The 25,207-nt window shown below is 61.3% G+C and carries 22 protein-coding genes; 13 read left to right on the top strand and 9 right to left on the bottom strand.

All coding sequences use genetic code 11. From position 1 onward, the window contains the following. Window positions 1-312 precede the first annotated feature (312 nt). The 3 genes from I1969_RS09520 to I1969_RS09510 form a co-directional block, all read right to left on the bottom strand. Window positions 313-1,353, bottom strand: coding sequence for a Gfo/Idh/MocA family protein (locus tag I1969_RS09520; RefSeq protein WP_161155847.1), 1,041 nt, complete (start codon window positions 1,351-1,353; stop codon window positions 313-315). Window positions 1,354-1,422: 69 nt separating this feature from the next. Continuing rightward, window positions 1,423-2,679: an MFS transporter gene (locus I1969_RS09515; RefSeq protein ID WP_117637692.1), complete on the bottom strand. Its 1,257-nt coding sequence runs from the start codon at window positions 2,677-2,679 to the stop codon at window positions 1,423-1,425. 66 nt (window positions 2,680-2,745) lie between these two features. Next, window positions 2,746-3,627 (bottom strand): SDR family NAD(P)-dependent oxidoreductase, encoded by an 882-nt coding sequence (locus I1969_RS09510; protein ID WP_195234887.1) that lies wholly within the window; start codon window positions 3,625-3,627, stop codon window positions 2,746-2,748. 232 nt (window positions 3,628-3,859) lie between these two features. Between I1969_RS09510 and I1969_RS09505 the strand changes: the two genes are divergently transcribed. Then, window positions 3,860-4,738, top strand: coding sequence for a LysR family transcriptional regulator (locus tag I1969_RS09505; RefSeq protein WP_195234885.1), 879 nt, complete (start codon window positions 3,860-3,862; stop codon window positions 4,736-4,738). 207 nt (window positions 4,739-4,945) lie between these two features. Here I1969_RS09505 and I1969_RS09500 read toward each other — a convergent pair whose 3' ends face one another. The 3 genes from I1969_RS09500 to I1969_RS09490 are packed head-to-tail and all read right to left on the bottom strand — an operon-like array spanning window position 4,946 to window position 9,171. Continuing rightward, window positions 4,946-6,865, bottom strand: coding sequence for an ABC transporter ATP-binding protein (locus I1969_RS09500; protein ID WP_195234883.1), 1,920 nt, complete (start codon window positions 6,863-6,865; stop codon window positions 4,946-4,948). Then, on the bottom strand, window positions 6,858-8,672 hold the full coding sequence (locus tag I1969_RS09495) for an ABC transporter ATP-binding protein (RefSeq protein ID WP_195234881.1): 1,815 nt from the start codon (window positions 8,670-8,672) through the stop codon (window positions 6,858-6,860). The genes I1969_RS09500 and I1969_RS09495 overlap by 8 nt, the downstream gene beginning before the upstream one ends. Next, window positions 8,665-9,171, bottom strand: coding sequence for a MarR family winged helix-turn-helix transcriptional regulator (locus tag I1969_RS09490; RefSeq protein WP_195234879.1), 507 nt, complete (start codon window positions 9,169-9,171; stop codon window positions 8,665-8,667). Before I1969_RS09490 ends, I1969_RS09495 begins: the two co-directional genes overlap by 8 nt. Before the next feature lie 446 nt (window positions 9,172-9,617). Here I1969_RS09490 and I1969_RS09485 point away from each other — a divergent pair, with 446 nt between their 5' ends. The 3 genes from I1969_RS09485 to I1969_RS09475 all read left to right on the top strand — a co-directional run bounded on the left by I1969_RS09485 (window position 9,618) and on the right by I1969_RS09475 (window position 12,310). After that, a complete protein-coding gene (locus I1969_RS09485) occupies window positions 9,618-10,442 on the top strand; it encodes a PfkB family carbohydrate kinase (RefSeq protein WP_195234877.1) in 825 nt (274 codons plus the stop codon). After that, a complete protein-coding gene (locus I1969_RS09480; RefSeq protein WP_229028380.1) occupies window positions 10,435-10,764 on the top strand; it encodes a TIGR04076 family protein in 330 nt (109 codons plus the stop codon). The genes I1969_RS09485 and I1969_RS09480 overlap by 8 nt, the downstream gene beginning before the upstream one ends. 184 nt (window positions 10,765-10,948) lie before the next feature. Then, window positions 10,949-12,310 (top strand): ATP-binding protein, encoded by a 1,362-nt coding sequence (locus tag I1969_RS09475; protein WP_195234875.1) that lies wholly within the window; start codon window positions 10,949-10,951, stop codon window positions 12,308-12,310. A gap of 110 nt (window positions 12,311-12,420) precedes the next feature. On the opposite strand, the gene I1969_RS09470 is transcribed toward I1969_RS09475, so the two are convergent. Further along, a complete protein-coding gene (locus I1969_RS09470) occupies window positions 12,421-12,867 on the bottom strand; it encodes a low molecular weight protein-tyrosine-phosphatase (protein WP_195234873.1) in 447 nt (148 codons plus the stop codon). A gap of 45 nt (window positions 12,868-12,912) precedes the next feature. Beyond that, complete coding sequence (locus I1969_RS09465; RefSeq protein WP_253279170.1) at window positions 12,913-14,163, bottom strand: MFS transporter; 1,251 nt, start codon at window positions 14,161-14,163, stop codon at window positions 12,913-12,915. Window positions 14,164-14,315: 152 nt separating this feature from the next. On the opposite strand from I1969_RS09465, the gene idi reads away from it, so the two are divergent. The 8 genes from idi to prfA all read left to right on the top strand — a co-directional run bounded on the left by idi (window position 14,316) and on the right by prfA (window position 23,292). Beyond that, entirely contained in the window at window positions 14,316-15,263 is a 948-nt protein-coding gene (gene idi, locus I1969_RS09460; protein ID WP_195234871.1) for an isopentenyl-diphosphate Delta-isomerase, read from the top strand. 176 nt (window positions 15,264-15,439) lie between these two features. Then, window positions 15,440-16,306, top strand: a complete 867-nt coding sequence (locus tag I1969_RS09455; RefSeq protein WP_195234869.1) for a hypothetical protein — start codon at window positions 15,440-15,442, stop codon at window positions 16,304-16,306. Between the two features lie 115 nt (window positions 16,307-16,421). Continuing rightward, on the top strand, window positions 16,422-17,315 hold the full coding sequence (locus tag I1969_RS09450; protein ID WP_195234867.1) for an aldose 1-epimerase family protein: 894 nt from the start codon (window positions 16,422-16,424) through the stop codon (window positions 17,313-17,315). A 280-nt stretch (window positions 17,316-17,595) separates the two neighbouring features. Next, window positions 17,596-18,522, top strand: a complete 927-nt coding sequence (locus tag I1969_RS09445) for a transporter substrate-binding domain-containing protein (protein ID WP_195234865.1) — start codon at window positions 17,596-17,598, stop codon at window positions 18,520-18,522. Between the two features lie 9 nt (window positions 18,523-18,531). Next, entirely contained in the window at window positions 18,532-19,680 is a 1,149-nt protein-coding gene (locus I1969_RS09440; RefSeq protein WP_195234863.1) for an amino acid ABC transporter permease, read from the top strand. 22 nt (window positions 19,681-19,702) lie between these two features. Then, window positions 19,703-20,488 carry an amino acid ABC transporter ATP-binding protein gene (locus I1969_RS09435; protein ID WP_148346613.1) on the top strand — a complete coding sequence of 262 codons (786 nt, stop codon included), beginning with the start codon at window positions 19,703-19,705 and terminating at the stop codon, window positions 20,486-20,488. A 72-nt stretch (window positions 20,489-20,560) separates the two neighbouring features. Beyond that, entirely contained in the window at window positions 20,561-21,976 is a 1,416-nt protein-coding gene (locus I1969_RS09430) for a M20/M25/M40 family metallo-hydrolase (protein WP_195234861.1), read from the top strand. A 248-nt stretch (window positions 21,977-22,224) separates the two neighbouring features. Next, entirely contained in the window at window positions 22,225-23,292 is a 1,068-nt protein-coding gene (prfA, locus tag I1969_RS09425; protein ID WP_055252487.1) for a peptide chain release factor 1, read from the top strand. A 244-nt stretch (window positions 23,293-23,536) separates the two neighbouring features. Here the strand turns inward: prfA and I1969_RS09420 are convergent, their stop codons facing one another. Further along, the gene (locus tag I1969_RS09420) at window positions 23,537-23,863 is read right to left on the bottom strand and encodes a hypothetical protein (RefSeq protein ID WP_195234891.1); all 327 of its coding nucleotides are present in this window, start codon (window positions 23,861-23,863) and stop codon (window positions 23,537-23,539) included. A gap of 36 nt (window positions 23,864-23,899) precedes the next feature. Here I1969_RS09420 and I1969_RS09415 point away from each other — a divergent pair, with 36 nt between their 5' ends. Continuing rightward, on the top strand, window positions 23,900-25,150 hold the full coding sequence (locus I1969_RS09415; protein WP_195234859.1) for a N5-glutamine methyltransferase family protein: 1,251 nt from the start codon (window positions 23,900-23,902) through the stop codon (window positions 25,148-25,150). Window positions 25,151-25,207: the final 57 nt, after the last annotated feature.

The following is a 25,207-nucleotide window of genomic DNA, read 5'->3' as shown; positions in this document are numbered from 1 at the left end:
GTATTACGAGCTCCTGTGCGAATTGGAGAGAGCGCTCCCGCAAACTGCCTCTTGACAACTTATAGGAGCGTCGGTTTTATTTCTCGAAATTCGGCATGCTTGAGGGTGATCGGTTAAACGTAGTAGATAGGCCCATTTCGTGGCGAACGAATCAGACTGAGGTGCAAAATAGCCCCCGCTCCAGAAAAATCGTCGGCAAGGTAGCAAAAGGCCCCGCGGGCAGGAGGCTGCTCGCGGGGCAAAGAAGAGGGGCTTGTTGGCGGCGGGCCAAGGCGCTCGGCGGGGAGTTTGCCGCGACCCGCTCTTAAGGCATTACAGCTCGACGAGCTGGCCGGTCTCGGCGGCCTCCTTGATGGCGTTGAGAAGCGTGAGCGTCTTGACGTTATCGGCGGGGGTCACGACGGGCTCGACCTCGCGGCGGACGACCTTCACAAAGTGCTTGAGCTGCATCTTGTGCGGCAGCGCCGGGTCCACAGCCGGGATCTCCATCTGCAGCGGCTTGTGCCAGTTAGAGGCGCCGTCGTAGGAGAACTGGTGCAGGCGGGGCAGCGACAGGGCGCCCTTAGTGCCGCCGATAAAGTAGGCGTCGGCGTCGAAGGGGCGGTACTGCGGATCCTCGCGAGCGGTTGCCTCCCAGTTCCAGGGGCTGGCGGTGGCGTCGGAGATGGTCATGCTCGCAAGTGCGCCATCGGCAAAACGGACGTTGACCACGGCGGAGTCCTCGGTCTCAAAACCGCGGGCGGCGCTGGACTGCATACCCTGGACGGCAACGGGCTCGCCCAGCAGATAGCGGAGTAGATCGACGTCGTGAACCAGGTTGACCAGGATCGGGCCGGCGCCCTTCTTGCGGCGCCACTCGACATCGAAATACTCGTCGTTCTTATAGATCATGTAGTGGAAGCTCGACACGGTGAGCTTGCCCAGCTCGCCGGACTCGATGATCTCCTTGGCCTTGTTGACGAAGGGGTTGTGGCGACGGTGCTGGCCCACGAGCACGGGCACGCCGGCGGTCTCGGCCTCGGCGGCGAAGGCCTGGGCATCCTCCAGGTCGTTGGAGATCGGCTTTTCGACCAACGGCACGATATTGCGCTTCACAGCCTCGCGAGCAACGCCCAGGTGCAGGTCGTTGGGGGTGGCGATAATGACGGCCTCGGGCTTGACCTCGTCCATCATCTGGGCGGGATCGGTGTAAAACGGCACACTGGCGGCTTCGGCCGTGGCGCGGGCGCCCTCAAAGGCGTCAGCGATGGCGACGAGCTCGGCCTCGGGCTCCTCGGTGACAAAGCGGATGTGGTTGCGGCCCATGGCGCCGGCGCCGATAACGGCAATGCGGACGGGGTTGAGCTCAGACATTTCGACTCCTTAATACTGGTGACCGGTGGAATGCGACAAAGGGGCTGTCCCTTTGTCGCATCGGTAAAACTAGGCGGACTTCTTCTTGCTGTCGGAGACCATCATGTAGACGGTGAGCACGACGGCGATGGCGGCGATTACGATGGCGCCGTAGAAGGACTGCTGGTAGGCGGCGCTGCCGGCCTCGGCGTGATACAGCACGGCGGTGATGGGCTGGCTGATCCAGGTGGAAGCGGCGTAGCCCAAAAACATGATGCCGTAGTTGACGCCGATGTTGCTGGTGCCAAAGGCGCCACCGGTGAGCGGCGGGTAGATGACGAGCAGGGCGCCAAAGCTAAAGCCGAGCAGGGCGAGCGCCACGAAGAACATGCTCTGCGTAAAGCTCATCGACATGATGACGAGGGCGACGATGGTGACGACAAGGCTGATGAGCAGTGACTTATAGGCGCCGAGCTTGTCGATGATCTGGCCAAAGGACAGGCGGCCAACCAGGTTGGCGCAGGTGTTGACGGAGACCACCACGCCGCCGAGGGCGACGGCCGCGGCGCTCGTGGGGTCGGCGAAGAGCTGGACGGCGGCGATGGAGGCAACCTTGCCCACGAGCAGGGTGCCCGCGGTGGCGGCAAAGGCGAAGGTGACGATGAGGACCCAGAAACGCGGGGTCTTGACCATCTCGCCCGGGGTGAGGTCGCCGAAGGTGCCGGCATGCGCGCCGCCCTTGGGAGCCTCGAAGCCCTCGGGTAGCCAGCCGGCCTCGGGGGCCTTCAGGAACAGGGCGGAGGCGGCGATCGTCACAAAGAAGATGACGCCGAGTGCCTTGAGGGCGCCAAAGATGCCCAGGCTCGGGATGAGCAGCGAGGCGAGTACCGGGGACAGCACGGCGGGACCGGCGGTCGAAGCGGCCAGGGTGATGCCGGAGGCGAGACCCTTCTTGTCGATGAACCACTTTTGGCCGGTGGTGAGCGCCGGGTTGTAGCCCAGGCCGTTGCCGACAGCGGCGACGAGCGAGAACCACAGGTAGAACTGCCACGGCTCGGTGACGGTGCCGGACATGAACCAGCCCAGGCCGTAGCACACGGCGGCGGCGATCACGACGTTGCGCGGACCGATCTTGTCGGAGATGCGGCCGGCGAAGATGCCCGTCACGGCCATGATGGTCTGAAAGACCGGGAACGCCCAGGTAAGGGCGCTGGACCACTCGGGGTAGACGGCGAGCAGATTCTTGCTCACGACGGAATACAGCGCGATGGAGCTGATGAAGAACATGGTGACGCACGCGGCGGAAAGCACGACGGCGCGACCCTTGTTGGAGTTGGTGGAAGCCATTGGACTCTTTCTAATCGATGCGGGGGAGGGGCGGGCGCGTCCGCGAGACCTCCCTGTCGGGCTGGTTTACTGGTCAGTCGGTTTTTCGACGCCGGACTCGTCGGACCAAAGCTCGACACCCTTGTTCTTGAGGTAGTTGTCGGCAAAGGCTCGGCGGCCGCCGGGCTTGGCGGTGAGGTCGCCCATCATATTGGAGAAGCCGCCGTCGACCTTGATGGCGTCGCCAGTGGTAAAGTCCGAGCGCTTGGATGCCAGGAACATGACGGCGTTGGCGATATCGCTGACCTCGCCGATGCGGCGCGTGGCGATGAGGCGGCTGCGGCTCTTCTCGACCTCGGGGTCGGCGTAAAAGCTCGCCGACATGGGGGTCTTGACAAAGCAGGGCTCGACGCAGTTGGAGCGCACGCCGTAAGGGCCCCACTCGGCAGCCAGCATCTTGGACATCATGTTGACACCGGCCTTGGTGGAGCTGTACACGCCCGAGAACGTCTCGGGGGAGTGGCTGGCAACGGTCGAGATGTGTACCAAGCGGCCCTGGCCGGCCTTGATCATCTCGCGACCAAAGCGCTGCGAGGTGATGAAGTAGCCGGTAAGGTTGACGTTGAGCACCTGCTCCCAGTCGCTCAGCGGCAGGTCCTCCATGGCGGCGAAGCGCAGGATGCCGGCGGTGTTGACGAGGACGTCGACGCGGCCGAAGTTGGCGATGGTGGCGTCGACGGCGGCCTGAACCTCGGCCTCGTCGGTGGCGTTCATCTTGTAGCCCTCGGCGTGGATGCCAAACTCGGCAGCGAGGTCGGCAGCAGCGGCCTTGACCTTCTCCTCGTCCAGGTCGAGCATGACGACGTTGGCGCCATTGCGGGCGAACTCACGGCAGATCTCGGCGCCCATACCGCCGAGTGCGCCGGTCACGGCGCAGACATCGCCCTCGAGCTTAAGCCAATTGCTCATAGGAACTTCCCTTCTTGTGCCTCCCTGTGGGTCGTTCCCATTAACCGACCCACGTGGTTTTCGCTGGTTATCGTATGCTTTGCGTTTGCGCAGGTGAATTGCATATTTGTTAGAATGGCGTTAATCGTAGGTTTATACCGTGTGCCGCAGTTTATCTGTGTTGAGCGTGTGACCTGCGAAAACGACCCCCTACGGCACCGTGTGGCCGTACGTGCGAAAACGGAGAGATGACGTGTACGATCGACGACTCGAGGCTATTTCGGCCGCCGCGGAGCTGGGAAGTTTCTCGCGCGCCGCGGCAAAATTACGCGTGTCGACGCCGGCGCTCGTCAAACAGGTATCGGGATTCGAGGCAGAGTTTGGTATCACGCTGTTCGAGCGCTCGCATTCGGGCGTCAAGGTGACGCCGGCGGGCGCACTGCTGGTCGATGACGCGCGCTCGATCATGCGCCAATCCGAGGATGCCCTGCGCCGTGCCCGACGCGCAGCGGGCGATGGCGGCGCGGTGCGCCTGGGCGTGTCGATGATGTGCCCGGGCCGTCAGACGCTTTCGATGTGGACGGGCGTGCACGAGTTGGAGCCGTCGCTGCGTTTTGAGATCGTACCGGTGAGCGACCTGTACGACGAGCGCGAGACCGTCATGCGCAGCTTGGGCCGCGAGGTCGACGTGGTGCAGTCGAGCTTTTCGACCCCGCGCTGGGGCGATGCGTGCCAAAAGCTCCTCATCGTCAACGTGCCGTTTTATATCGATGTGCCTCGCACGAGCCCGCTTGCGCGTAAGAGCCGCATCACAGTTGCCGACTTGGAGGGCATGCGCCTGCGCGTGCTGCGCCACGGCAACGACGCCATGGACAGTCTGCGCATCGACCTTTTGGCCGACGGCGGCGTGGACGTGATCGACGTGGACAGCTTCGACTTCGCACTCTTTAACGAGGCCGAGGAGAAAGGCGACGCGGTACTCACCTGCGGCGCGTGGTCGGGCGTGCATCCGGCCTTTGTGGGCGTGCCGTTCCTGTGCGGCCGCGAGGTGCCGGTCTATCTGCACTACCCGCTCGAGCCCACCCTCCAAGTACAAAAATTCGTCAACGCCATGGCCCAACTCCTCAACTAGCTCATCCTTACAAAACGAGGCCCTGGCCAAACGGCCAGGGCCTCACCAACTTTTATTCTGTTTTAATGACGGGTTGATTGCGCGCAGGAGGTCTCCCAGGCGGGCCGGGGTGTAACTTCCGCGCGCAGTTTCGCAGCGAAGCGAGAATGTTTGAGCACGGAGGTTACACCCCGGCCCGCCTGGGAGACCTCCGTGGAACAAACCTACCTACTCGAGCTCAAATGCACCCGTGTAGAGCTGATAGTAGTATCCGCGCTTGGCGATCAGCTCGTCGTGGTTGCCGCGCTCGATGATGCGGCCGTGGTCCAGACAGATGATCGCGTCGGAGTTGCGCACGGTGGACAGGCGGTGCGCGATGACAAACGTCGTGCGGCCCTCCATGAGCTTGTCCATGCCCGCTTGCACGATGGCCTCGGTGCGGGTGTCGATGGAGCTCGTGGCCTCGTCCAGAATCATCGCCGGCGGATCGGCGACGGCGGCGCGTGCGATCGAAATCAGCTGGCGCTGGCCCTGCGACAGCTGCGCGCCGTTGCCGGTGAGCATCGTGTCGTAGCCGTCGGGCAGGCGGGTGATAAAGTCGTCCGCGCCCGCGAGCTTGGCCGCCGCGATGCACTCCTCGTCGGTGGCGTCCAGGTTGCCGTAGCGGATGTTATCCATCACGGTGCCGGTGAACAGGTTCACGTCCTGCAGCACCACGCCCAGCGAGCGGCGCAGATCGGCCTTGCGGATCTTGTTGACGTTGATGCCGTCGTAGCGGATCTTGCCATCGGCGATGTCATAGAAACGGTTGATGAGGTTGGTGATGGTCGTCTTGCCGGCACCGGTGGCACCGACAAACGCGACCTTCTGACCCGGCTTAGCAAACACGGACACGCCGTGCAGCACCTCGTGGTCGGGCGTGTAGCCAAAGTCGACGTTGTCCATGACCAGGTCGCCGCGCAGCGGTACGTACTCGATCTCGCCGGTCGCGCGGTGCGGATGCTTCCACGCCCACATGCCGGTGTGGTGGTCGGCCTCCTCGAGCTGCCAGGTATCGGGGTTCACCTGCGCGTTGACGAGCGTCACGTAGCCTTCGTCGGTCTCGGGCTTCTCGTCGATGAGCTCAAAGATGCGGTCGGCGCCGGCGAGGCCCATGACCACGGCGTTGATCTGCTGCGAGATCTGACCGATCTGTCCGCAGAATTGCTTGGTCATGTTGAGGAACGGCACCACGACGGCGATGGACAGTGTCATGCCCGAGATGCTCAGGTTGGGCACGCCCAGCGCCAGGAAAATGCCGCCTGCCAGTGCGACCAGCACGTAGAGCAGGTTGCCCAGGTTCATAAGGATAGGCATGAGGATGTTGGCGTACATGTTGGCCTTCTGCGAGACCTCGAAGAGCTTTTCGTTGCGCTCGTCAAAATCAGCCTCGGCGGCAGACTCGTGGCAGAATGCCTTGACGACCTTCTGGCCGTTCATGACTTCCTCGATATGGCCCTCGACCACGCCGAGCTCGGACTGCTGCGCAATAAAGAAACGCGCGGAGTTGGAGCCGAGCAGCTTGGTCATAAAGGTCATAAAGACGACGCCGGCCACAATGACCAGGCACATCCACACGCTGTAGTACAGCATGATAAAGAATACCGTGACGATGACGATGGTCGTCATGAGCAGGTTGGGCAGCGACTGGCTGATCATCTGGCGCAGCGTGTCGATGTCGTTGGTGTAGTGGCTCATGATGTCGCCGCGCTGGTGCGTGTCGAAGTAGCGAATCGGCAGGTCCTGCATACGGTTGAACATCTTCTCGCGCAGCTTCTCGAGCGAGCCCTGCGTGACGATGGCCATGGCGCGGTTCCAGAAGAGCGAAGACAGGATGCCGATGCCGTAGATGCAGGCGAGGGTGGTCACGAGCTGTGCGATCTTGGGCTGTGCGGTCGTCCAATCGCCCGACTGCCACGATTCGCTAATAATCTGCAGGGCGCTCTGAAGGAAGGTCGCGCCGATGGAGTTGATGATGGCGCAGAGCACCACGCCGACGACGACGAGGGGCAAAAGCACGGGGTAGAAGCCAAAGAGCGTCTTGATGAGGCGCGACATGGTGCCGCCCTTGCGGTTGAGCGCGCGCTCGGCGGTCGTTGCCTTACTCATGTGCCTCGCCTCCTTCCTGGGTCTGAGCCTGCGTTGCGGATGCCTCGGTGTCGGCCTCGACGGCCCCTTCGCCCTCGGCAGACATCTTGTTTTGCGAGGTAAAGGTCTCGCGGTAGATCTCGCTCGTCTTAAGCAGCTCGTCATGGTTGCCGATCTGCGCGATGCGGCCGCCCTCCATGACGATGATGCGGTCTGCATCCTGTACGGAGCTAATGCGCTGGGCGATGATGAGCTTGGTCGTGTTGGGCAGATAGCTTGCCAACCCTGCGCGAATCTTGGCGTCGGTCTTGGTGTCGACGGCGCTAGTGGAGTCGTCCAGGATCAAGATCTTGGGGCGACGCAGCAGGGCACGCGCAATGCACAGGCGCTGCTTCTGACCGCCGGAAACATTGGAGCCGCCCTGCTCGATCCAGGTGTCGTAACCCTTGGGGAAGCCGTCGACAAACTCATCGGCGCAGGCCAGATGTGCCGCCTCGCGGACTTCCTCGTCGGTGGCGTTCGGGTCGCCCCAGCGCAGGTTCTCGGCGATGGTGCCGCTAAACAGCACGTTTTTCTGTAGCACCATGGCCACTTGGTGACGCAGTGCGTCCAGGTCGTAGTCGCGCACGTCCATGCCGCCCACGCGCACGGTGCCTTCGGTGGCGTCGTACAGGCGGGCGATGAGGTTTACGAGCGTGGACTTGGCCGAGCCGGTGCCGCCGATGATGCCGATGGTCTCGCCGCTCTTAATGTGCAGGTCGATATCGTCGAGCGCCTGGCGCTTCGCATGCGCGGAATACTTAAAGCTCACGTGGTCAAAGTCGATGGAGCCGTCGGCAACCTCGAGCACGGGCTCGGCGGGATCGGCGATCGTGGGCTCGGCGGCCAGCACCTCGGTAATGCGGTGCGCCGATTCGTCGGCCATGGTCACCATGACAAAGATCATCGACAGCTGCATCAGGCTCATGAGGATCTGAAAACCATAGGTAAAGATCGAGGAGAGCTGGCCCACGTCGAACAGCGTGCCCTGGCTCGTGATGATGAGCTTGGAGCCCAGGTAGATGATGACGACAAACGCGCCGTTGACGCAGATGTTCATCATGGGGTTGTTAAAGGCGAGTAGCTTCTCGGCGCGGGTGAAGTCCATCTGGACGTCGCGCGCGGCGGTGGCGAACTTCTCCTTCTCAAAGTCTTCGCGCACGTAGCTCTTGACCACGCGCATGCCGGTGACGTTTTCCTCGACGGACTCGTTAAGGGCGTCGTACTTGTGGAACACGCGCGAGAAGATGGGGCGTACCTTAAAGATGATAAAGAACAGTCCAAAGCCCAGCAGCGGAATGATGACCAGGTAGACCATGGCGACGCTGCCGCCCATGATAAATGCCATGGTAAAGGCGAAGATCAAGACCAGCGGCGCGCGCACGGCGATACGGATGATCATCATAAAGGCCTGCTGCACGTTGTTGATGTCAGTGGTCAGACGCGTGACGAGCGAGGAGCTCGAGAACTCATCGATGTTGGCAAAGCTGAACGTCTGGATCTTGTAGAACAGGTCGTGACGCAGGTTCTTGGCGAAGCCGCAACTCGCATGGCTGCAGGTGACGCCGGCAGCGGCACCAAAAGCAAGCGACGTCAGCGCGATGAGCACCAAAAAGCCTGCGGTGGGAAGCATCTCGGCTACGGTGGTACCGTCTTTGATGGCGTCGATCAGGTTGGCGGTGATAAATGGAATCAGCATCTCGCAGAGCACCTCGCCAAGCACGAGCAATGGCGTGGCAACAGCGACTTTCATATAGTCGCGGATGCTGCCCATGAGGGTTTTAATCATCCAGTTCCTCCCAGGTTACGCGGATTTTATCGAGCATTTCGGCGAGGTCCTCGCGCTCGTCGTGGGTGAGCGCGCTAAAGGCCTGTTTTCTAAAGCGGATGCGGGCCGCCTGGTCGATGCGGGCGTTTTCCCGGCCGGTTTCGGTCAGGCGAATGGTGAGTTGCCGTCGATCCTTGGGGTTACGGCTGCGTTCAATGAGGCCGTTGACCTCGAGCTTGGACAGGATTTCGGAAAGCGACCCCGGCTTGAGGTCAAAGTGCATGCCGAGTTCCTGCTGCGACATCTCGCCGTTTTCCTGCTTGGCAAGCAGGCAGACGATGGGCGCCTTGCCGGACACGCCGCCGCCGTGAAAGTGCATGTAGTGGCCGCAAAAGCCTAGGCCGCTCAGGATGCGCTTGGCGAGCTTGTCTTCGCCGTTAACTGCTTCGGGCACGTCTGCCGGCTGCGACGGGTCGCCGCCGGGCTCGTGCGGACGAAGGTTAAGGGGTTCATCGCACATGAATTCGTATCTCTCCTTTCTTTAGTTAGGTAGTGGGATTGTTTTGTGCCTAACCAATTTAGGAGCGCATAGATTCATTGTCAAGGTACCAAACTTTATAGTTACGGCGTTTTGCCAAACGCCGTAACCGCTCGACGCTGCAAACGCTCCTAAGCGGCAATCTGGCGTTCAATCGTCGGGCATGGCCACAAGGCCTATGCCCTCCTCTTTCACGCCACCTTGCTCGCTTAGGAGCGTTTTCGCTGTCCGTCCTCAACCTGTGATTCCGCCACGGTCTGCTTGGGTGCATGTGATCCCTTGGGGACGGAGGAAAAGGGATCATTTTCCGAAACCTTTCCGCAACAATGCGCTCTTCGCGGCCCTGGCGCCTGCTCGCAACGTCCCCTGCGCTACACTTAGTCGCACTGTGGCGCTGCTGCGCCGTGCCCGAACCAAGGGAGACCCTCATGAAGAACACTCAGCTGCTGCTGATCAACGATATGTGCGGCTACGGCAAGGTCGCGCTTTCCGCCATGCTGCCGGTGCTGTCGCACATGGGCTACCGCATCCACAACCTGCCGACGGCACTTGTGTCCGATACGCTCAACTATCCCAAGTTCTACATCCACGACACCACCGAGTACGTGCGCCAGAGCCTCGCCATCTGGGAGGAGCTCGGCTTTGAGTTCGACGCCATCTCTACCGGCTTTATCGTGACCGAGGAAGAGACGCGCATCATTTCGGACTTCTGCCACCGTCGCGCGCAAAAGGGTACCAAGGTGTTCGTCGACCCCATCATGGGCGACAACGGCAAGCTCTACGCCGGCGTGCCCGAGTCCACGATCGGTCTCATGAGGCACCTGCTCGAGTGTGCCGACTATGCGGTGCCCAACTATACCGAGGCGTGCCTGCTCACCGACACGCCTATTGCAGAGCAAATCACGCCTGACGAGGCCCACGCCCTTGTGGACGCCATGCGCGCGCTGGGCGCCAAGTCGGTGGTCATTACGAGCGCTGTGGTCGACGGCACGAACGCCGTCATCGGTTACGACCACGTGGCGGGGGAGTACTTCACGATTCCCTTCGACCTGATCCCGGTCTATTTCCCGGGCACCGGTGACACGTTCTCGGCGGTGCTCGTCGGTCGCGTGATGGCCGGCTGGAGTCTGCAGCGTGCAACGGCCGATGCCATGCGCGTGGTGGCAGAGCTTATCGAGCGCAACGCCGACCAGGAGGACAAGTCCGCCGGCCTGCCCATCGAGGCCTGCCTGGATGTGATCGACCATGAGTAGCGCCGGCGAAAGCATCCCCGAGCCCGCGAGCGAGAACAAGCCGCTCGGTGCGCCGCGTGGCAAGCGCCCGCGTATTCGCATTAGCTGCGTGGACCAGCTGGGTACGTGTCGCTGCCACCATGGGCACAAGCCGGGCGACGTCTTCGACTTCGACCGCGATCGCGGCAAGATGTGCTCCATGGCCTGCCATGTGGGCTTTCCCTATATCGATATCCTGCGCTATGGCGGAACCGTGCCCGGCAACGAGCCCGGCACGGCAAAGTTCTGCTGCCCCGAGGTCGATACGTTGAACGTTTGGCTCGCTGAGATCGTCGACGAGTAGTTGAGCGCAATGTGACAAAGGGACAGTTCCTTTGTCACATTCGCGGGTGGTGCCCGTTCTTTTTCGATTATAATCTCAAATCTCTGCATTTCATCCGATTTTAGGTTCTTAAAATTCTGCGTTTCATCGATAATCAAGCGTATAAAACTTTGCATTTCATTTGATGACACTGAGGGGAGAGCCTATGCTGCGCAGGAAAATAGCGGTAGAGCTGGAGCGTTGGCTGAAGTCTGCCGAGCAAAAGGCCTTATTCATTACGGGTTCTCGCCAGATTGGCAAAAGCTATTCGATTCGCGCATTTGGCAAAGCCAACCATGCAACCTACATCGAGCTTAACCTCATGGAAAATCGCCAGGCAAAAGATGCTCTTCTCGAGGCGCGGGATGCCGATGATTTCATCAGCAGGGTGACGCTTCTTTCGGGAAAGTCGATTGCACCAGGCAAAACGCTCGTGTTTATCGATGAGGTCCAAGAGGCCCCCGACATCATGACGATGGCAAAGTTCCTTGTAGAGGACGGGAGGTGCCGCTGGGCGTTTTCGGGGTCAATGCTCGGGACCCAGTTCAAGGGCGTCAGGTCCTATCCCGTGGGGTATGTCCACGAGCTTAGGATGTTCCCGCTCGATTTTGAGGAGTTTTGCTGGGCAACCGGGGTGAGCGAGGGGGCTCGCCAAACGATACGTGACGCGTGTATCAGCGAGAGGCCCATTCCTGATTACATTCATGACGCGATGATGGCAAACTTCAGGACCTATACCGTTGTCGGCGGAATGCCGGAGGTCGTGCAGCGTTTCCTTGACACGCAGGGCGACCTTGCCTCTGTTCGTCAGCTGCAGTCAGAGCTCAACGAACAGTACCGGCGGGATATCTCCAAGTATGCAAGCGGGCGAGCCCTGCAGGTGCAGAGCATCTACGATCAGCTCCCTATTATGCTCGAGGGCGAAAACAAGCGCTTCGTGCTCAATTCCATTGACCCCAAGGCTCACTACGAGAAGTATCAGCGAGATTTTGTATGGCTTGTCGATGCCGGCGTTGCTCTCAAAGCCGATATCGTAACCGAGCCAAAATCGCCCCTGCTCAAGACGGCACGGCCATCGCAGTTCAAGCTATATCAATCGGATACGGGCATGTTGATGGCGCGCTACCCCGTTGGAGTCGCCCAAGCGGCGTATCTTGATAGCAAAGAGCCCAATCTGGGCGGCATTTACGAAAACGTGGTGGCCCAGCAGCTAGCTGCCCAAAATCGCCAGCTTTACTACTATCAGACAAAAAAGCGCGGCGAAGTGGACTTTGTGGTCAATGGACCGGATGGGACGGCTGTTCCGATCGAGGTTAAATCGGGCTCCTATTACCACGCGCACGCTGCGCTCGGTCATGTGCTTGATACGGCTGAATATGGCGTAAGGCTCGGGATTGTTTTCTCGAGAGGCAACGTTGAGCGCAACGGAGCGGTTCTCTATTTGCCGCTATATGCGACCTGGGCCCTTTCGGATGTTTTGGGCGACTCCTGCGCCGAAGGGATAAAGCTGGAGGTCAAGCCGGTCTAGGGCCAGTCCCGGATGTGGCAAAGGGGCAGTCCCTTTGCCACATTCATGAGCGTGAATTTTCTCCCACCGAGATAACGAGCGTGGCCCGTGTGCCCGCGCCGCCCGAGCGCCTACAGTTGCTCGAGCATAGCGGTGCAACCGGCGAGCACATCGCGGTAGGTGGCATCGAAATTGCCGGTGTACCAGGGGTCGGCCACGTCGCCGGGGCGATCGGTCCAATCGAGCAGGCGCGAGATCTTGCCATCGGGGTCCTTCCCAAAAATTCGGTACAGGCCGCGGGCGTTCTCGTCGTCCATATAGACAATGTGGTCCCAGTCGCCATACTCCGCGCGACGCACCTGACGTGCACGATGTGCGACGACGGGAATCCCGACCTCGCGCAGCTTGGCAACGGTACCGTGGTGTGGCGGGTTGCCGATCTCCTCGGTCGAGGTCGCAGCGGAATCAATGACAAACTCGCCCGCGCGCCCGGCGCGCCGCACTAGCTCGGTAAACACGGACTCAGCCATCGTCGAGCGACAGATGTTCCCATGGCAGATAAACAGTACACGTTGCATATGCGGTTTCCTTTCGATCGCCATCATCGAGCTCGAGTATCGCATCTACGCCTGCGCCCTTGCCCGCCTGCGCTCCCAGTGAGCCAATTTAATCGTCACCAGCGTAAGCACCCAGGCCACAAGCGAGAACGCGGCACCCACTGCGCCTACGTGCGCAATGCCAATGCTGCTTACCACGGCGCCGCCCACTGCGGTGCCAAACGAGATGCCGACGTTAAACGCCATGGGCTCAACCGAACTTGCGAGTACCATCGACTTGGGATGGCGGCTGCGTGCCACGTCCATGAAGTGCGTGATGCACGACACCGAGAACAAGTACATGAGCAGCGCCAAGCTAAAGACAAAGGCCAGCGCGAGCGGCATGGTGCCGCCCACAGCAAACAGCCCGAGTAACGCCGCAGCCTGCAGCACGAACGTCACAAGCAGCGCCTTCATGCCAAAGCGCGCATCGATCCATCCGCCCAGGATGTTCGAGATCAGGCAGAACACGCCGTAGGCCATGAGCGTGGTACTGGCTTCGACCGTGCCCATGCCCAGCACCTGCTCAAGATAAGGCGTCACGTAGCCATAGAAAACGTAGACCGACCCCACGCCAAACAAAAAGATGAGCATGCCGGTGACGATGCTCGGCTCGCGTAGCAGACCCGCCTGCTCGCGAAAGGTGGCGGGCTCGTCGGTTTGCCCAGCGCGCGGCATAAACATCACGAGCGCTCCGCAGATCAGAACGGCAAAGGTCAGCGTGCCGTACATGGCCACGTGCCAGTCGAGCGTGTCGGCCACAAACTTGCCGATCGAAGTGACAAAGACCATTGCCACGGAAAACGCGCCGTACACCACCGAGATGGCGAGTGAGGTCTGCTGCGGGGACAGCAGCTCGGGGATATACGTCACGCCCACGGCGAGCAGTGCGCCCGAGACGGAGCCCAAGATGATGCGCGAGGCGAACAGCACTTGAAAGTTGGGTGCCAGCGCCATGACCAGATTGCCGAGCACAAAGACGATGCTATAGCACACGAGCAGTTGGTAACGACGGAAGCGCCCCGTGCTGAGCGCGAGCACCGGCGTCGCGATAGCGTAGATCAGTGCGAACACGCTAATAAGTTGGCCTGCGGTGGCAAGCGATACGCCGAGTTCCGTCGCCAAGTCACTTTCGATGCCGATGACCACGAACTCCGAACAGCCGAGCGAAAAGCCTAACAACACGAGCAGCGCCAGGCAGAGCTTGGTGCGCGCGGGGGAGAGCGCGGCGGCGGTTGACTTACTTTTTGGCGTGGTTGCGGCGGTCAAGGTTGTCACTCCAATGTCGCGTGAATAAGCGGGATTCAATCCCTGCAACTCTAACAGAATGTGACAAAGGGACAGTCTCTTTGTCACATGGAGAGCTTGCCTGTATAGTCGCAATACAGGCGAAGATGGTCTCAGGTACATCGCGGGCGACAGGAGATCCCATGGGTATGCACACGACAAAGGTTGCAGTGGGCGAGGGCAAGTTTGCGCTCGAGGCCCAGCTGACGGTGACGCCGCGAGGCATGGCGGTGTACGCCTGCTCGCCGGAGTTTGCGCACCTGGGCGCCACGGCGCAGGCCATTCCGCGCCCCGAGCCCGGCCGTACGGCGACGGTGGGCATCCTGGCCGTTCCGTGCCATCGAGACGAGATCCCGGCGCACGATATCGCGGCGGCGCTGGCCACGCGCTTTGACGTGCCGGTAGTTGCAAGCACGGGCTTTCATGTTGAACAGGCGAGCGGGGACGACCTGCAGCGCGTGCTCGACACCACCAAGGAGCTCATCGTTGCGCTCGAGGAGGCCGCAGCCCGTGTTCTGCGTGCCGGCTGGGATGAGGGCGGTGCGGGCGCCGAGGTCGTGGCGGTCGATGCCGCGACCGGCGAGACGCTTGGCCCCGTCGATCGCATCGATGCCCATACCGGCGAGGGCATTTTGCATCAGGCGTTTCTGACGCTTTTGGCTGAGGGCCGGGGCGAAGACGCGCGCCTGCTGCTCTGTCGCCGCAGTCCGCTCAAGCGACTGTGGGGCGGGGTGCTGGCCGATAGCTGTGCCGGCCATCCGCTCCCCGGGGAAGATGTCGCGGCCGCCACGGCGCGCCGCATCAACGAAGAGCTCGGCATTACGCGCGAGCCCGATCAGCTCGAGCACCTCGGACACGTGGCGTACCGCGAGGACCACGGCGACGGTCGCTGCGAGTGCGAATGGTGCGAGGTCTACCTTGCCCATGTTGAGCCGGGCGAGCTGCATATCAACCAAGAGGAGATCTCGGAGGTGCGCCGCGTGGCTCCGTCCGAGCTCGACGGCTATCTGCAGAGTCACCCCGAGCAGCTGGCCCCCTGGCTTCGCGAGGCCCTCAGCGACCCGTCCATCCGCACGGCCCTCGCTATGTAAAAAAGACAGTCCCTTTGTCGCATCCAAACCATCACAACATTCGATGAAAATCTCGAAATCGAGGAAAAGCGTCGAATGTTGTGACGGTTTTTGTGTCCGGCGCGGGTGAGCTTCGGTGTCGTCTGGGGGTATAAGACTAGCGAGTGTTTATTTGCGAGGCCTAAGGGGCGCCCCGTATGGATATCGATAACTTTGAATGGTGGTATAGCGAGGGTGAGGCTCCGGACGAGGGGTGGGACGAGCCCGCGTCGCGTGACGTGTCGAGCGACGAGGACGAGACCGGCAACGACGTCGCCGCCGACTCGGACGCCGCCCTCGACCCTGTCGAGCCCCTGACCTTCGAACAAGCTTGGGCCCAAGCCGAGGCAGACGCGGCCAAGGCCGACGCTACGGCCACGCTCGGCGAGCCAGCCGACATGTCGATCTCGCCGGCAAAGACCCCGCAGCCGCGTCACACTATCGACCCCGACAGCACGGCATCCTTCAGCATTCTCGACGTGCCCTCGCAGGGTGCCCAGGCGCCCGCACCCACACGTCGCCCCAATCTGTCTCGCGAGGAAGATGCAGGACGTCGCTCGCCGCTCGGCCCCATCCTTATCGCCTTTATGGCCGGCGTTATCGCATGCTCGGTAATTGGAAACGTCTGGAGCCATGTCGAACAACAGCGAAAAGACGCCGCCAAGGTCGAGATGTCTGTCGAGCAATCGCTCGGCCGCACGCGCTCGGTACATGTGTCGGTCGAGGTCAAGGACGGCGCGACGTGGGACACCGCGCGCGGCGACAGCCAAATGCTCATCCATATCGTGGGGCGCACGCTCAAAGGGCAGACGATTGACGAGTACCAATACGTCAATTCCGCTGGTGACGGCATCGAACTTAAGCCCGGCGACTACGAGCTCACCGTCGATGAACCGCCCGTCGCCACCGATGGCACGCGCTTCCGCGCCTCAAAGCGCATGGTTCCCGTGAGCTTTAACTCGCAGGCGCCCGATACGGTCGACAGCACGCCGCAGGGCGGATTCGACCTTTACGTGGATACCTAGTAGGCGCTCCCGCTCATTCCGCTATGGCTACTCAATAATCGCCTGCCGTCCCGTCCCGTCGCCAAGAGTGGGACAATAGCCCTCGACACTATTGTTTACTTTTGGAGGAAGTAGCATGTCTACCGTCACTACCATCAAGCGCGGCGGCCTCACCGCGGCCATCGATTCTATGGGCGCCCAGCTCACGAGCCTTGCCCTCAACGGCAACGAGTATCTGTGGCAGGGCGACCCCGCCTTTTGGGGCAAGCACGCGCCCATCCTGTTCCCCATTGTGGGCTCGCTGCGCAACAACACGGCAACGTCTGCGGCCGGCACCTGCGAGATGCCGCGCCACGGACTCGCGCGCATTGTCGAGCACAAGCTGGTCGAGGTTTCGGAGGACGGCTCCTCGGTAACGTATGAGATCACCGATACGCCCGAGTCGCTCAAGGCGTTCCCGTTCCACTTTAAGCTCAACATGACCTATGCCTTGACCGGCGATGCCACCCTCACGCAGACCTTTGCCGTTACGAACACCGGCGACGTGGACCTGCCGTTCTCGGTGGGCGGCCACCCCGCATTTAACGTGCCCGCCCCCGGTGCCGAGGACGAGGCGTTCGAGGATTACGAGCTGGCGTTTACCGAGGCTTGGACGAACGAGGCTCCCATCATCACGCCCGACGGTCTTATGACGTTCGAGGGTAGCTACAAGGCTCCCGATAACTCGGACGTGCTGCCCATCACGCACCGCAGCTTCGATAACGACGCCATCATGTTCACCGATACCCCGGGCTCCACGCTCACGCTGCGCGGCCGCAAGTCGGGCCACGGCGTCAAGATCGACTTTGAGGGCTTTAGGTACATTGGCGTGTGGTCTGCCGCCAACGACGCTCCGTTTGTGGCGCTCGAGCCCTGGACCGGTCACACCACCATGGACACCGAGGACGACGTCTTTGAGCACAAGGTCAACACCATCACCTTGGCTCCTGGCGCCACCGATAAACGTAGCTTTAGCGTCACACTGCTCTAGAGGTTCCGCCGTTCTGACGAACGGCGGGCCGGTCGACGCTGCGCGCTACCCAGAGCGACAATTTGTCATTCAAAAGGCACGGCATGACCAGAAGGTCTATGCCGTGCCTTTTTCATGCCAACTTGTTCGCTTTGGGCGGCGCTCGCTGGCATTGCCAAAACATCGACGTTCCCAATGACTACCGCGTGTCTATTAATTTTTCGCGCACATGCCGCGCTGCTGGTTGCGGGCGTATATCCTGTTAAGTCGTCAGCATACGATTCAACAGGGAAGGCAGATTATGCATTCTCCCCAACAGTGCGATGCGCAGACCCAGCCGATATGCAGCCGTCGCATCTTTTTGGGTAGCGCTCTCGCTGCGAGCGCTTCTGTCGTCGCCGGCGCACTTGCCGGTTGCCAGCGCCCCTCCACGCTGGAAGTAGTTCAGCCCACGACGGGCGGCGGTCGCGACGACCTGTCCGATTCCGTGATCGGCAAGGATAAGATCCGCATTGGCATGGAGGCGGCCTACGCCCCGTACAACTGGCAGGTCTCCGAAGCCAGCAAGTACACTATCCCCATCGACAACGTGCAGGGCGCCTATGCCGATGGTTACGACGTGCAGATCGCCAAGATCGTCTGCAAGGCCCTCGGTGGCGAGCCCGTTGCCGTCAAGCAGGGCTTCTCGGGTCTTATCGATTCGCTCAACAACGGCCAGATCGACCTCATCATTGCCGGCATGAGCGCCACGCCCGAGCGCGAGGAGTCCGTCGGCTTTTCCGACCCGTACTTCATTGGCTACTTTGGCCTGTTCGTAAAAGAGGGCTCGCCCTACCAAAATGCGACCAAGCTCAGCGACTTTAGCGGCGCAACGGTCCTCGGCCAAAAGGACACCATGCTCGATACCGTCATCGACGAGATTCCGGGCGTTGTGCACAAAAACCCGGTCGATTCGGTTCCCACGGTGTTTTCGAACCTGCTGCAGGGCACCTGCGACGCCGTGACCTATAACACCGAGAACGAGAAGGGCTATATGGCCCAAAACCCGGGTATCGTGCCGATTCAATTTGCCGAGGGCGAGGGCTTTAAGCAGGAGGTCACGGCAAACGTCGGCTGCCGCAAGGGCTCGGACAAGCTGCTTAAGCTCATCGACAAGACACTCAAGGGCATTAGCCAAGAGGAGCGCGACCAAATGTGGGACGCGTGCCTCGACCGTCAGCCGGCATAGGGAGGCAGCATGAAAACCATTAATCGCCTGGCCTCCTTTATCAGGGCCGACCACCGTTATGTATACCTGGGCACGAGCGTTATCGCGGCGCTCGGCCTGGCGTTTAGCCAGCGCAACCCCACGCCGCTGAGCTTCTTGGCCCCCACGGGCGTGTTCCAAGATTGCCTTTGGGCGATCCTGTGGGCGTGGCTCGTCGTGTCGGCGGCGGCGCTGGTCACCAAGCTTATGCACTGGAGCGACTATCGCGAAAAGTCGCCGTTCGCATCCGAGCGTTTCCGTCGTGGAGCACGCTTGGGCAGCTACGTCGTGGTCGCCATCGCGGCAGTTTTCTTTATCGACCGCTGCGTCATGTCGTTTATCGACCTGGTGCAGGTGAGCATTGTCTCGGATTCCAACCCCAGCGACTTTTTGTCGAGCCTGGTCTACATGACCTACAAGAGCGGGGACTTCTTCATTCGCGGTATCGAGATCACCATCGCGCTTGCCACCTTCGGCACCGTCATCGCATTCTTCCTGGCGCTGCTCTTCGTGTTCCTACGCATTCAGACGTTCGACCGCGTGGATAACGACCTGGTGCGCTCCTTTAAGAGTATCGGCCGCGGCTTTGCGACCGTCTACTCCACCATCGTGCGCGGCACGCCCATGATGGTCCAGGGTCTGCTCATCTATTACGCGGGCTTCACCGTTTTGCGCGGCATGGGCTTCGAGACCGCCCAGGCCAACCAGATCTGGAGCACCTTCACCGCCGGCCTCGTCACCATCTCGCTCAACTCCACCGCCTACATGATGGAGGTCCTGCGCGGCGGCATCGAGTCCATCGATCCCGGCCAGGCCGAGGCAGCACGCTCGCTGGGCCTGTCGCAGTGGCAAGCTATGCGCAAAGTCGTGTTCCCCCAGGGCATTAAAAACGCGATTCCGGCGCTCACCAACGAGCTCATCATCAACATCAAGGATTCGTCGGTGCTCTCGGTCATCGGCGTGTTTGACCTCATGTACGCCACCACCACCGTCGCCGGCGTGTACTACCGCCAGATGGAGGTCTACTGCGTGGCGCTCGTGGTCTACCTGATCCTGACGCTCGTGGCGAGCCGCCTGCTCGAGGCCTTTGGCAAAAAGCTCGGCGCCGAGGCTCCGGTCACGCTGCCCAGCTCCAACTAGGCTCAAGACGAGGAGAATCATCATGGCAGATACCGCCACTACCGGCACCGCGGCCGCCGCACAGACCAATGAGCCGCTCATCCGCGTCGAGGGCCTGCGCAAGAGCTTTGGCTCGCTCGAGGTACTCAAGGGCATCGACCTGTCCGTTAACCCCGGCGAGGTCGTCACCATTATCGGCGCCTCAGGCTCGGGCAAATCGACCTTTCTGCGCTGCCTCAACCTGCTCGAGACTCCGGACGCGGGCCACATCTGGTTCCACGGTCAGGACCTCACGGCCGAGCGCTGCAACATCAACAAGCTGCGTGAGGACATCGGCATGGTGTTCCAGGGCTTTAACCTGTTCAACAACATGGACGTGCTCGACAACTGCACGCTCGCGCCCGTCACGCTCAAAAAGATGAGCAAGGCCGAGGCCGAGAAGGTCGCGATGGAGCATCTGACGAGCGTGGGGCTCGAAAAGTTCGCGCACGCCGCCGTGGGTCGCCTGTCCGGTGGTCAAAAACAGCGCGTGGCCATCGCTCGTGCCCTATGTATGAATCCGCAGATCATGCTGTTCGACGAGCCGACCTCCGCACTCGACCCCGAGATCGTGGGAGAGGTGCTCGAGGTCATGCGCAAACTTGCTGCCGACGGCATGACCATGGTCGTCGTCACGCACGAGATGGCCTTTGCCCGCACCGTGTCCGATCGCGTGGTCTTTATGGACAAGGGCGTAGTGCTCGAGGACGCCGCGCCGGCAGAGCTCTTTGGCAACCCCAAGCACCAGCGTACCCGCGAGTTCCTCTCGCGTTATCTCGAGGACAAATAACCAACCGCAAGCGCTTATGTGGCAGGGCCGCTCCGGTGGGGCGGCCCTTGTCGTCACAATCGAAAGGATGTCATGGCCGAGGTTTGGCGCTTTTTTGCGCATGAGGATGATTTTGCCGATATAGACGAGGCCGGCGCGTGCGAGCGCCTGGGCCGTGTGCTGTCGTTTCCGACCATCTCGAGTATGGATGCCGAGGCGGTGGACTGGCGGCCGTTCGACGACCTGCGCGCGTATATGCAGCAGGCTTGGCCGCGCGTATTTACGGCGGGTAAAGTCGAGCTTATCGACCATTCGCTATTGGTGACGCTTAGCGGTTCCGACCCTGCCCTCAAGCCCATTATGCTCATGGGCCACATGGACGTGGTTCCCGTGGTACCCGGCACCGAGGCTGACTGGACGCACGCCCCCTTTAGCGGACATGTGGACGATGCCTACATTTGGGGCCGCGGCGCCATCGACATGAAAGACCAAGTCGCAGGCATTCTCGAGGCGGTTGAGTATGCGCTGGCGCACGGTTGGCAGCACGAGCGCACGCTGCTCCTGGCCTTTGGCCAGGACGAGGAGACTACGCAGTATGGCGCAGGCGCCATCGGCCGCGCGCTCGAGGAGCGCGGCATTGAGCTTGAGTACCTGATCGACGAGGGTGACTACCGCATCGTTCCAGCTGCCGAGTATGGCGCGGGCGAGGGCTGGCTTATGCATGCCGACCTTGCCGAGAAGGGCTACGCCGATATCGTGCTCAAGACGAAGAGCGAGGGCGGGCATTCGTCCAACCCCTACGGCGGCACATCGCTCGAGGTGCTGAGCCGTGCCATCACCGCAATCTGCGATATCGAATGGCCGGCGCGCGTGACCGACCTGCTTGCCGCGCAGCTCGTCGAGCTGGGGCTCTATACCGCCGATGAAATTGCCGCCAACGGGGGTGCCATTGTCCGCGATTGCCTCGCCAGCAAGAAGCTCTATCCGCTCGTGACCACCACCTGCGCGCCCACGCAGGTCGAGGGTGGCAGCACCGGCGCCAACGTAATGCCGCAGGATATGTGGGCCAATATCAATTTCCGTATGCTCGAGGGCACGAGCGTGGCCGATGTCGTGGCCCGCTGCCGCGTCGCCGTTGCCGAGGCGGGGCTCGCCGACCGTGTCGAGGTCGAGCTCGGCCCCGGCAGCTCTGAGCCCTCGCCGTCCCCGCGCATCGGTGGTCCCGGTCTCGAGGCGGTTCGCTCCATCGCCGCCCGCTATTTCCGTGATCCAAAGGGGACGGAGGAAAACGGATCATTCGAGCCAGTGGCAATTGTGCCCTCGACCGTGATCGGCGCGACCGACGCTGCCAACTACCAGCGCATTTGCTCCGAGTGCATTCGCTTCTCGGCCTTTGTGGTCGACGATGACGAGTGCGACCGAGGTGTCCACGGCACCAACGAGCGCATTACCCGCCGCGCCTACCTCCAGGGTGTCCGCTTCCTCATCGCCCTGCTCCATACGCTCTAGCCACAAAGCAAGCCCTTGGTGCAATGGGGTCAGGTTTGTTTGCACCAATCATTCCGTGCGGGTTATATGCAGGTTTGCCTGCGCACGCTATCATGTATGGGTTAGACCGCAATTATGTACCCCATACGCGAAGGGATGCGCATGTATCTGAAGATCGACATGCTCTAGCTGGGCTTACCCCCGCAGCGGCGCCCCGCGCCCCATCAATTCTGCCGATTTTCGCCTTCACGCATATAAAGGAGTCCGTCATGCGCGACAAGCTCGAAAAGATCATCAAGGCCTACGAGGAGCTCGAGAAGAAGCTTTCTGACCCGGCCGTCGCCTCCGACATCAAGGAGTTCACGCGTCTCAACAAGGAGTACGCGCACCAGTCTGACCTCATTGCCGCCTCGCGCGAGTACATCGGCGCGCTCGATGACATCGAGGCTGCCAAGGAAATGCTGCACGATACCACCGATGCCGATGAGAAGGAAATGCTCCAGATGGACATCTCCGAAAACGAGGCCAAGCTTCCCCAGCTCGAGGAAGATATCAAGTACATGCTCATTCCGAGCGACCCCAACGACGACAAGAACACCATCGTCGAGATTCGCTCCGCCGCCGGTGGCGACGAGGCGGCCATCTTCGCTGGCGACCTGTACAAGATGTACCAGCGCTTTTGCGAGTCGCGCGGCTGGAAGACCACCGTGCTCGATTCCAGCCCCAGCGAGGCCGGCGGTTTTAAATCCATCGAGTTCAAGGTCGAGGGCGACCGCGTCTATTCCGTCATGAAGTTCGAGTCCGGCGTGCATCGCGTCCAGCGCGTTCCCAAGACCGAGTCCCAGGGCCGCATTCAGACCTCCACGGCTACCGTCGCCGTACTTCCCGAGGCCGAGGAGATCGACGTCCAGATTAACCAGTCCGACCTGCGCATCGACACCTACTGCGCCTCCGGCCCTGGCGGTCAGTGCGTTAACACTACCTACTCCGCCGTGCGCATCACCCACCTGCCCACCAACACCGTGGTGCAGTCGCAGGAGCAGCGCTCCCAGATTCAGAACCGCGAGGTCTGCATGCAGATGCTGCGCGCCCGTCTGTACGAGATGGAGCTCGAGAAGCAGCAGGCAGAGCTTGGTGCCGAGCGCCAGAGCCAGATCGGCCACGGCAACCGTTCCGAGAAGATCCGTACCTACAACCAGCCCCAGGACCGCGTGACCGATCACCGCATCGGTTTCAACTCCACCTACAACGGCGTCCTTCTGGGCGATCAGCTCGGCACCGTCATCGAGGCACTCGCCGCCGCCGAGCGAGCCGAGAAGCTGGCACAGGCCGTTTAAGTTACGGCGTTTTACCAAACGCCGTAACTGCTCGACGCTGCAAACGCCCCTAAGCGGCAATCTGACGTTCAATCGTCGGTCGCGTACCAAAGTACGCTTCCCTCCTCTTTCACGTCACCTTGCTCGCTTAGGGGCGTTTTCGCTGTCCGCCCTCTACCTGCGGCGTTGCCTTGCTCCGGATGCGGGGTAGTCATTGGGGACGTTCTTAAATGACTAGGTTGGGTAAATTACTTTTCAAGTTTATTTAATCTGCTTTGTTAGAAATTAAGCTGTCTAACTGCTTAAAGTAATCAGCAGCCTTCATCTGTAATTGAAAATATTGCTCGAAAAATCGTTCAAGAAGTCGCGGGGTGATTTTTACCGCGTCGCGCGTCAAGTGATTTGGCAAGTTCTTGGTTAGATATTGGTCAGTTTTGGGGCAACTTTGCCAAAAGCTTGACGAATGCAGATTTAGACGTCGATGAATGAACATTTCAGGCAGGTTCCAAGCAAAAATCTGGGCTGATTCTCGATAATTGCCTTCAATCGTCCCTTGCCAAGCGCTAGCCTCGCGTACAATCTGCTCCGACATTCGCGCGCCGTCCGGCGCTTAAGAGGGGAGGGCCCCATGGCAAACGAGATTTGGACCATCAAGCGTTGTCTCGAGTGGACCAAGGAGTACCTGGCCGAGCGCGGCGAGGAGCACCCCCGTCTTTCTGCTGAGTGGCTGCTGTGTGCCGCCACGGGCCTGGCGCGCATTGACCTATATATGCGTATGGACGAGACGCTTAACGCGGCCCAGCTCGAGACCATGCATGCGGCCGTTGTCCGCCGCGCTAAGGGCGAGCCGCTGCAATACATCACCGGCAGCACGCAGTTTCGCATGATCGACGTCGCGTGCGCCCCCGGTGTGCTCATTCCGCGCCCCGAGACCGAGATGCTCGTCGAGGAAGTCCTCAATTATCTGGATGCCGAGGTGCTGAGCCCCGAGGCTGCTGCCCGTCAGCGTGTTGAGCTGCCTTGGAACGATGAGGTCGAAGAGGCCCGCAAAGCCGAGGCGGCGCTGGCCGACGAGCGCGCGACTGCCGAGCGCCGTGCCGCTAACCTGACGGCTGCCGATGAGGCGGCGTTAGGCGGCGACGTACTGGGCAGCCGTGCCTATGCCGAGGAACTGGCCGACCGCGAGGCCGAGGAAGCCGCCGCGCAGGCAGCAGAAGCCGAAGCCGCGGAAGCCGCCGAGTCCGAGCTCGACGAATACGGCATCGCCATCGAGGGTGCCGGCCAGGAGACGGCTTCAGCTCAGGATGCCGCTGCGCCTGCCCCAACCGAGCCCTGCACTGCCCGCGTTCTCGAGGTCGGCTGCGGCACGGGCTGCATTTCGCTCTCCCTTGCCTGGGAGCGCCGCGGCCACGTTACCTGCACCGCCACCGATATCGAGCCGCGCGCCATCGATCTGGCCACCAAAAACCGCGACGCCCTCGGCCTCACGGCAGATGAGGTTGCCTTTAGCCTCACCAACCTGGTGAGTTCCATTCCCCGCGAAGAGTGGGGCACCTTTGATGTGCTCGTCTCCAACCCGCCTTACATCCCGACCGACGTCATGCGCTCGCTGCCGCACGAGGTCAAGGACTTTGAGCCCGACCTGGCGCTCGAGGGCGGCGCCGACGGCCTCGATATTTTCCGCCGCCTGCTCAATGCGGCGCCTTACATGCTGCGCGCCGGCGGCCTGTTTGCCTGCGAGCTCTACGAGGGTGCCCTCGATGCCGCGGCCGAGCTCTGTCGCCAGGCAGGCCTTTCGGACGTGCGTATCGTCCATGACCTCACCGATCGCCCCCGCATCGTCCGAGCCATCGTCACCGAGCCCAAACAGCGTATTTAAGCTGAATTAATAGACATTTGCGCAAGTTTGTCCTTGCAATATACCGTAAAACTTCTA

This window comes from Collinsella aerofaciens, assembly GCF_015548375.1.
Classification (GTDB): Bacteria; Actinomycetota; Coriobacteriia; order Coriobacteriales; family Coriobacteriaceae; genus Collinsella; species Collinsella aerofaciens_AB.
This window is presented reverse-complemented; position numbering and strand designations above follow the sequence as displayed.

Bases quoted from the DNA above. Each gene is read 5' to 3' on its own strand.
- I1969_RS09520 (WP_161155847.1), bottom strand. From the start codon at position 1,353: ATGTCTGAGCTCAACCCCGTCCGCATTGCCGTTATCGGCGCCGGCGCC.
- I1969_RS09515 (WP_117637692.1), bottom strand. From the start codon at position 2,679: ATGGCTTCCACCAACTCCAACAAGGGTCGCGCCGTCGTGCTTTCCGCC.
- I1969_RS09510 (WP_195234887.1), bottom strand. From the start codon at position 3,627: ATGAGCAATTGGCTTAAGCTCGAGGGCGATGTCTGCGCCGTGACCGGC.
- I1969_RS09500 (WP_195234883.1), bottom strand. From the start codon at position 6,865: ATGAGTAAGGCAACGACCGCCGAGCGCGCGCTCAACCGCAAGGGCGGC.
- I1969_RS09495 (WP_195234881.1), bottom strand. From the start codon at position 8,672: ATGATTAAAACCCTCATGGGCAGCATCCGCGACTATATGAAAGTCGCT.
- I1969_RS09490 (WP_195234879.1), bottom strand. From the start codon at position 9,171: ATGTGCGATGAACCCCTTAACCTTCGTCCGCACGAGCCCGGCGGCGAC.
- I1969_RS09485 (WP_195234877.1), top strand. From the start codon at position 9,618: ATGAAGAACACTCAGCTGCTGCTGATCAACGATATGTGCGGCTACGGC.
- I1969_RS09480 (WP_229028380.1), top strand. From the start codon at position 10,435: ATGAGTAGCGCCGGCGAAAGCATCCCCGAGCCCGCGAGCGAGAACAAG.
- I1969_RS09475 (WP_195234875.1), top strand. From the start codon at position 10,949: ATGCTGCGCAGGAAAATAGCGGTAGAGCTGGAGCGTTGGCTGAAGTCT.
- I1969_RS09470 (WP_195234873.1), bottom strand. From the start codon at position 12,867: ATGCAACGTGTACTGTTTATCTGCCATGGGAACATCTGTCGCTCGACG.
- idi (WP_195234871.1), top strand. From the start codon at position 14,316: ATGGGTATGCACACGACAAAGGTTGCAGTGGGCGAGGGCAAGTTTGCG.
- I1969_RS09455 (WP_195234869.1), top strand. From the start codon at position 15,440: ATGGATATCGATAACTTTGAATGGTGGTATAGCGAGGGTGAGGCTCCG.
- I1969_RS09450 (WP_195234867.1), top strand. From the start codon at position 16,422: ATGTCTACCGTCACTACCATCAAGCGCGGCGGCCTCACCGCGGCCATC.
- I1969_RS09445 (WP_195234865.1), top strand. From the start codon at position 17,596: ATGCATTCTCCCCAACAGTGCGATGCGCAGACCCAGCCGATATGCAGC.
- I1969_RS09440 (WP_195234863.1), top strand. From the start codon at position 18,532: ATGAAAACCATTAATCGCCTGGCCTCCTTTATCAGGGCCGACCACCGT.
- I1969_RS09435 (WP_148346613.1), top strand. From the start codon at position 19,703: ATGGCAGATACCGCCACTACCGGCACCGCGGCCGCCGCACAGACCAAT.
- I1969_RS09430 (WP_195234861.1), top strand. From the start codon at position 20,561: ATGGCCGAGGTTTGGCGCTTTTTTGCGCATGAGGATGATTTTGCCGAT.
- prfA (WP_055252487.1), top strand. From the start codon at position 22,225: ATGCGCGACAAGCTCGAAAAGATCATCAAGGCCTACGAGGAGCTCGAG.
- I1969_RS09420 (WP_195234891.1), bottom strand. From the start codon at position 23,863: ATGTCGGAGCAGATTGTACGCGAGGCTAGCGCTTGGCAAGGGACGATT.
- I1969_RS09415 (WP_195234859.1), top strand. From the start codon at position 23,900: ATGGCAAACGAGATTTGGACCATCAAGCGTTGTCTCGAGTGGACCAAG.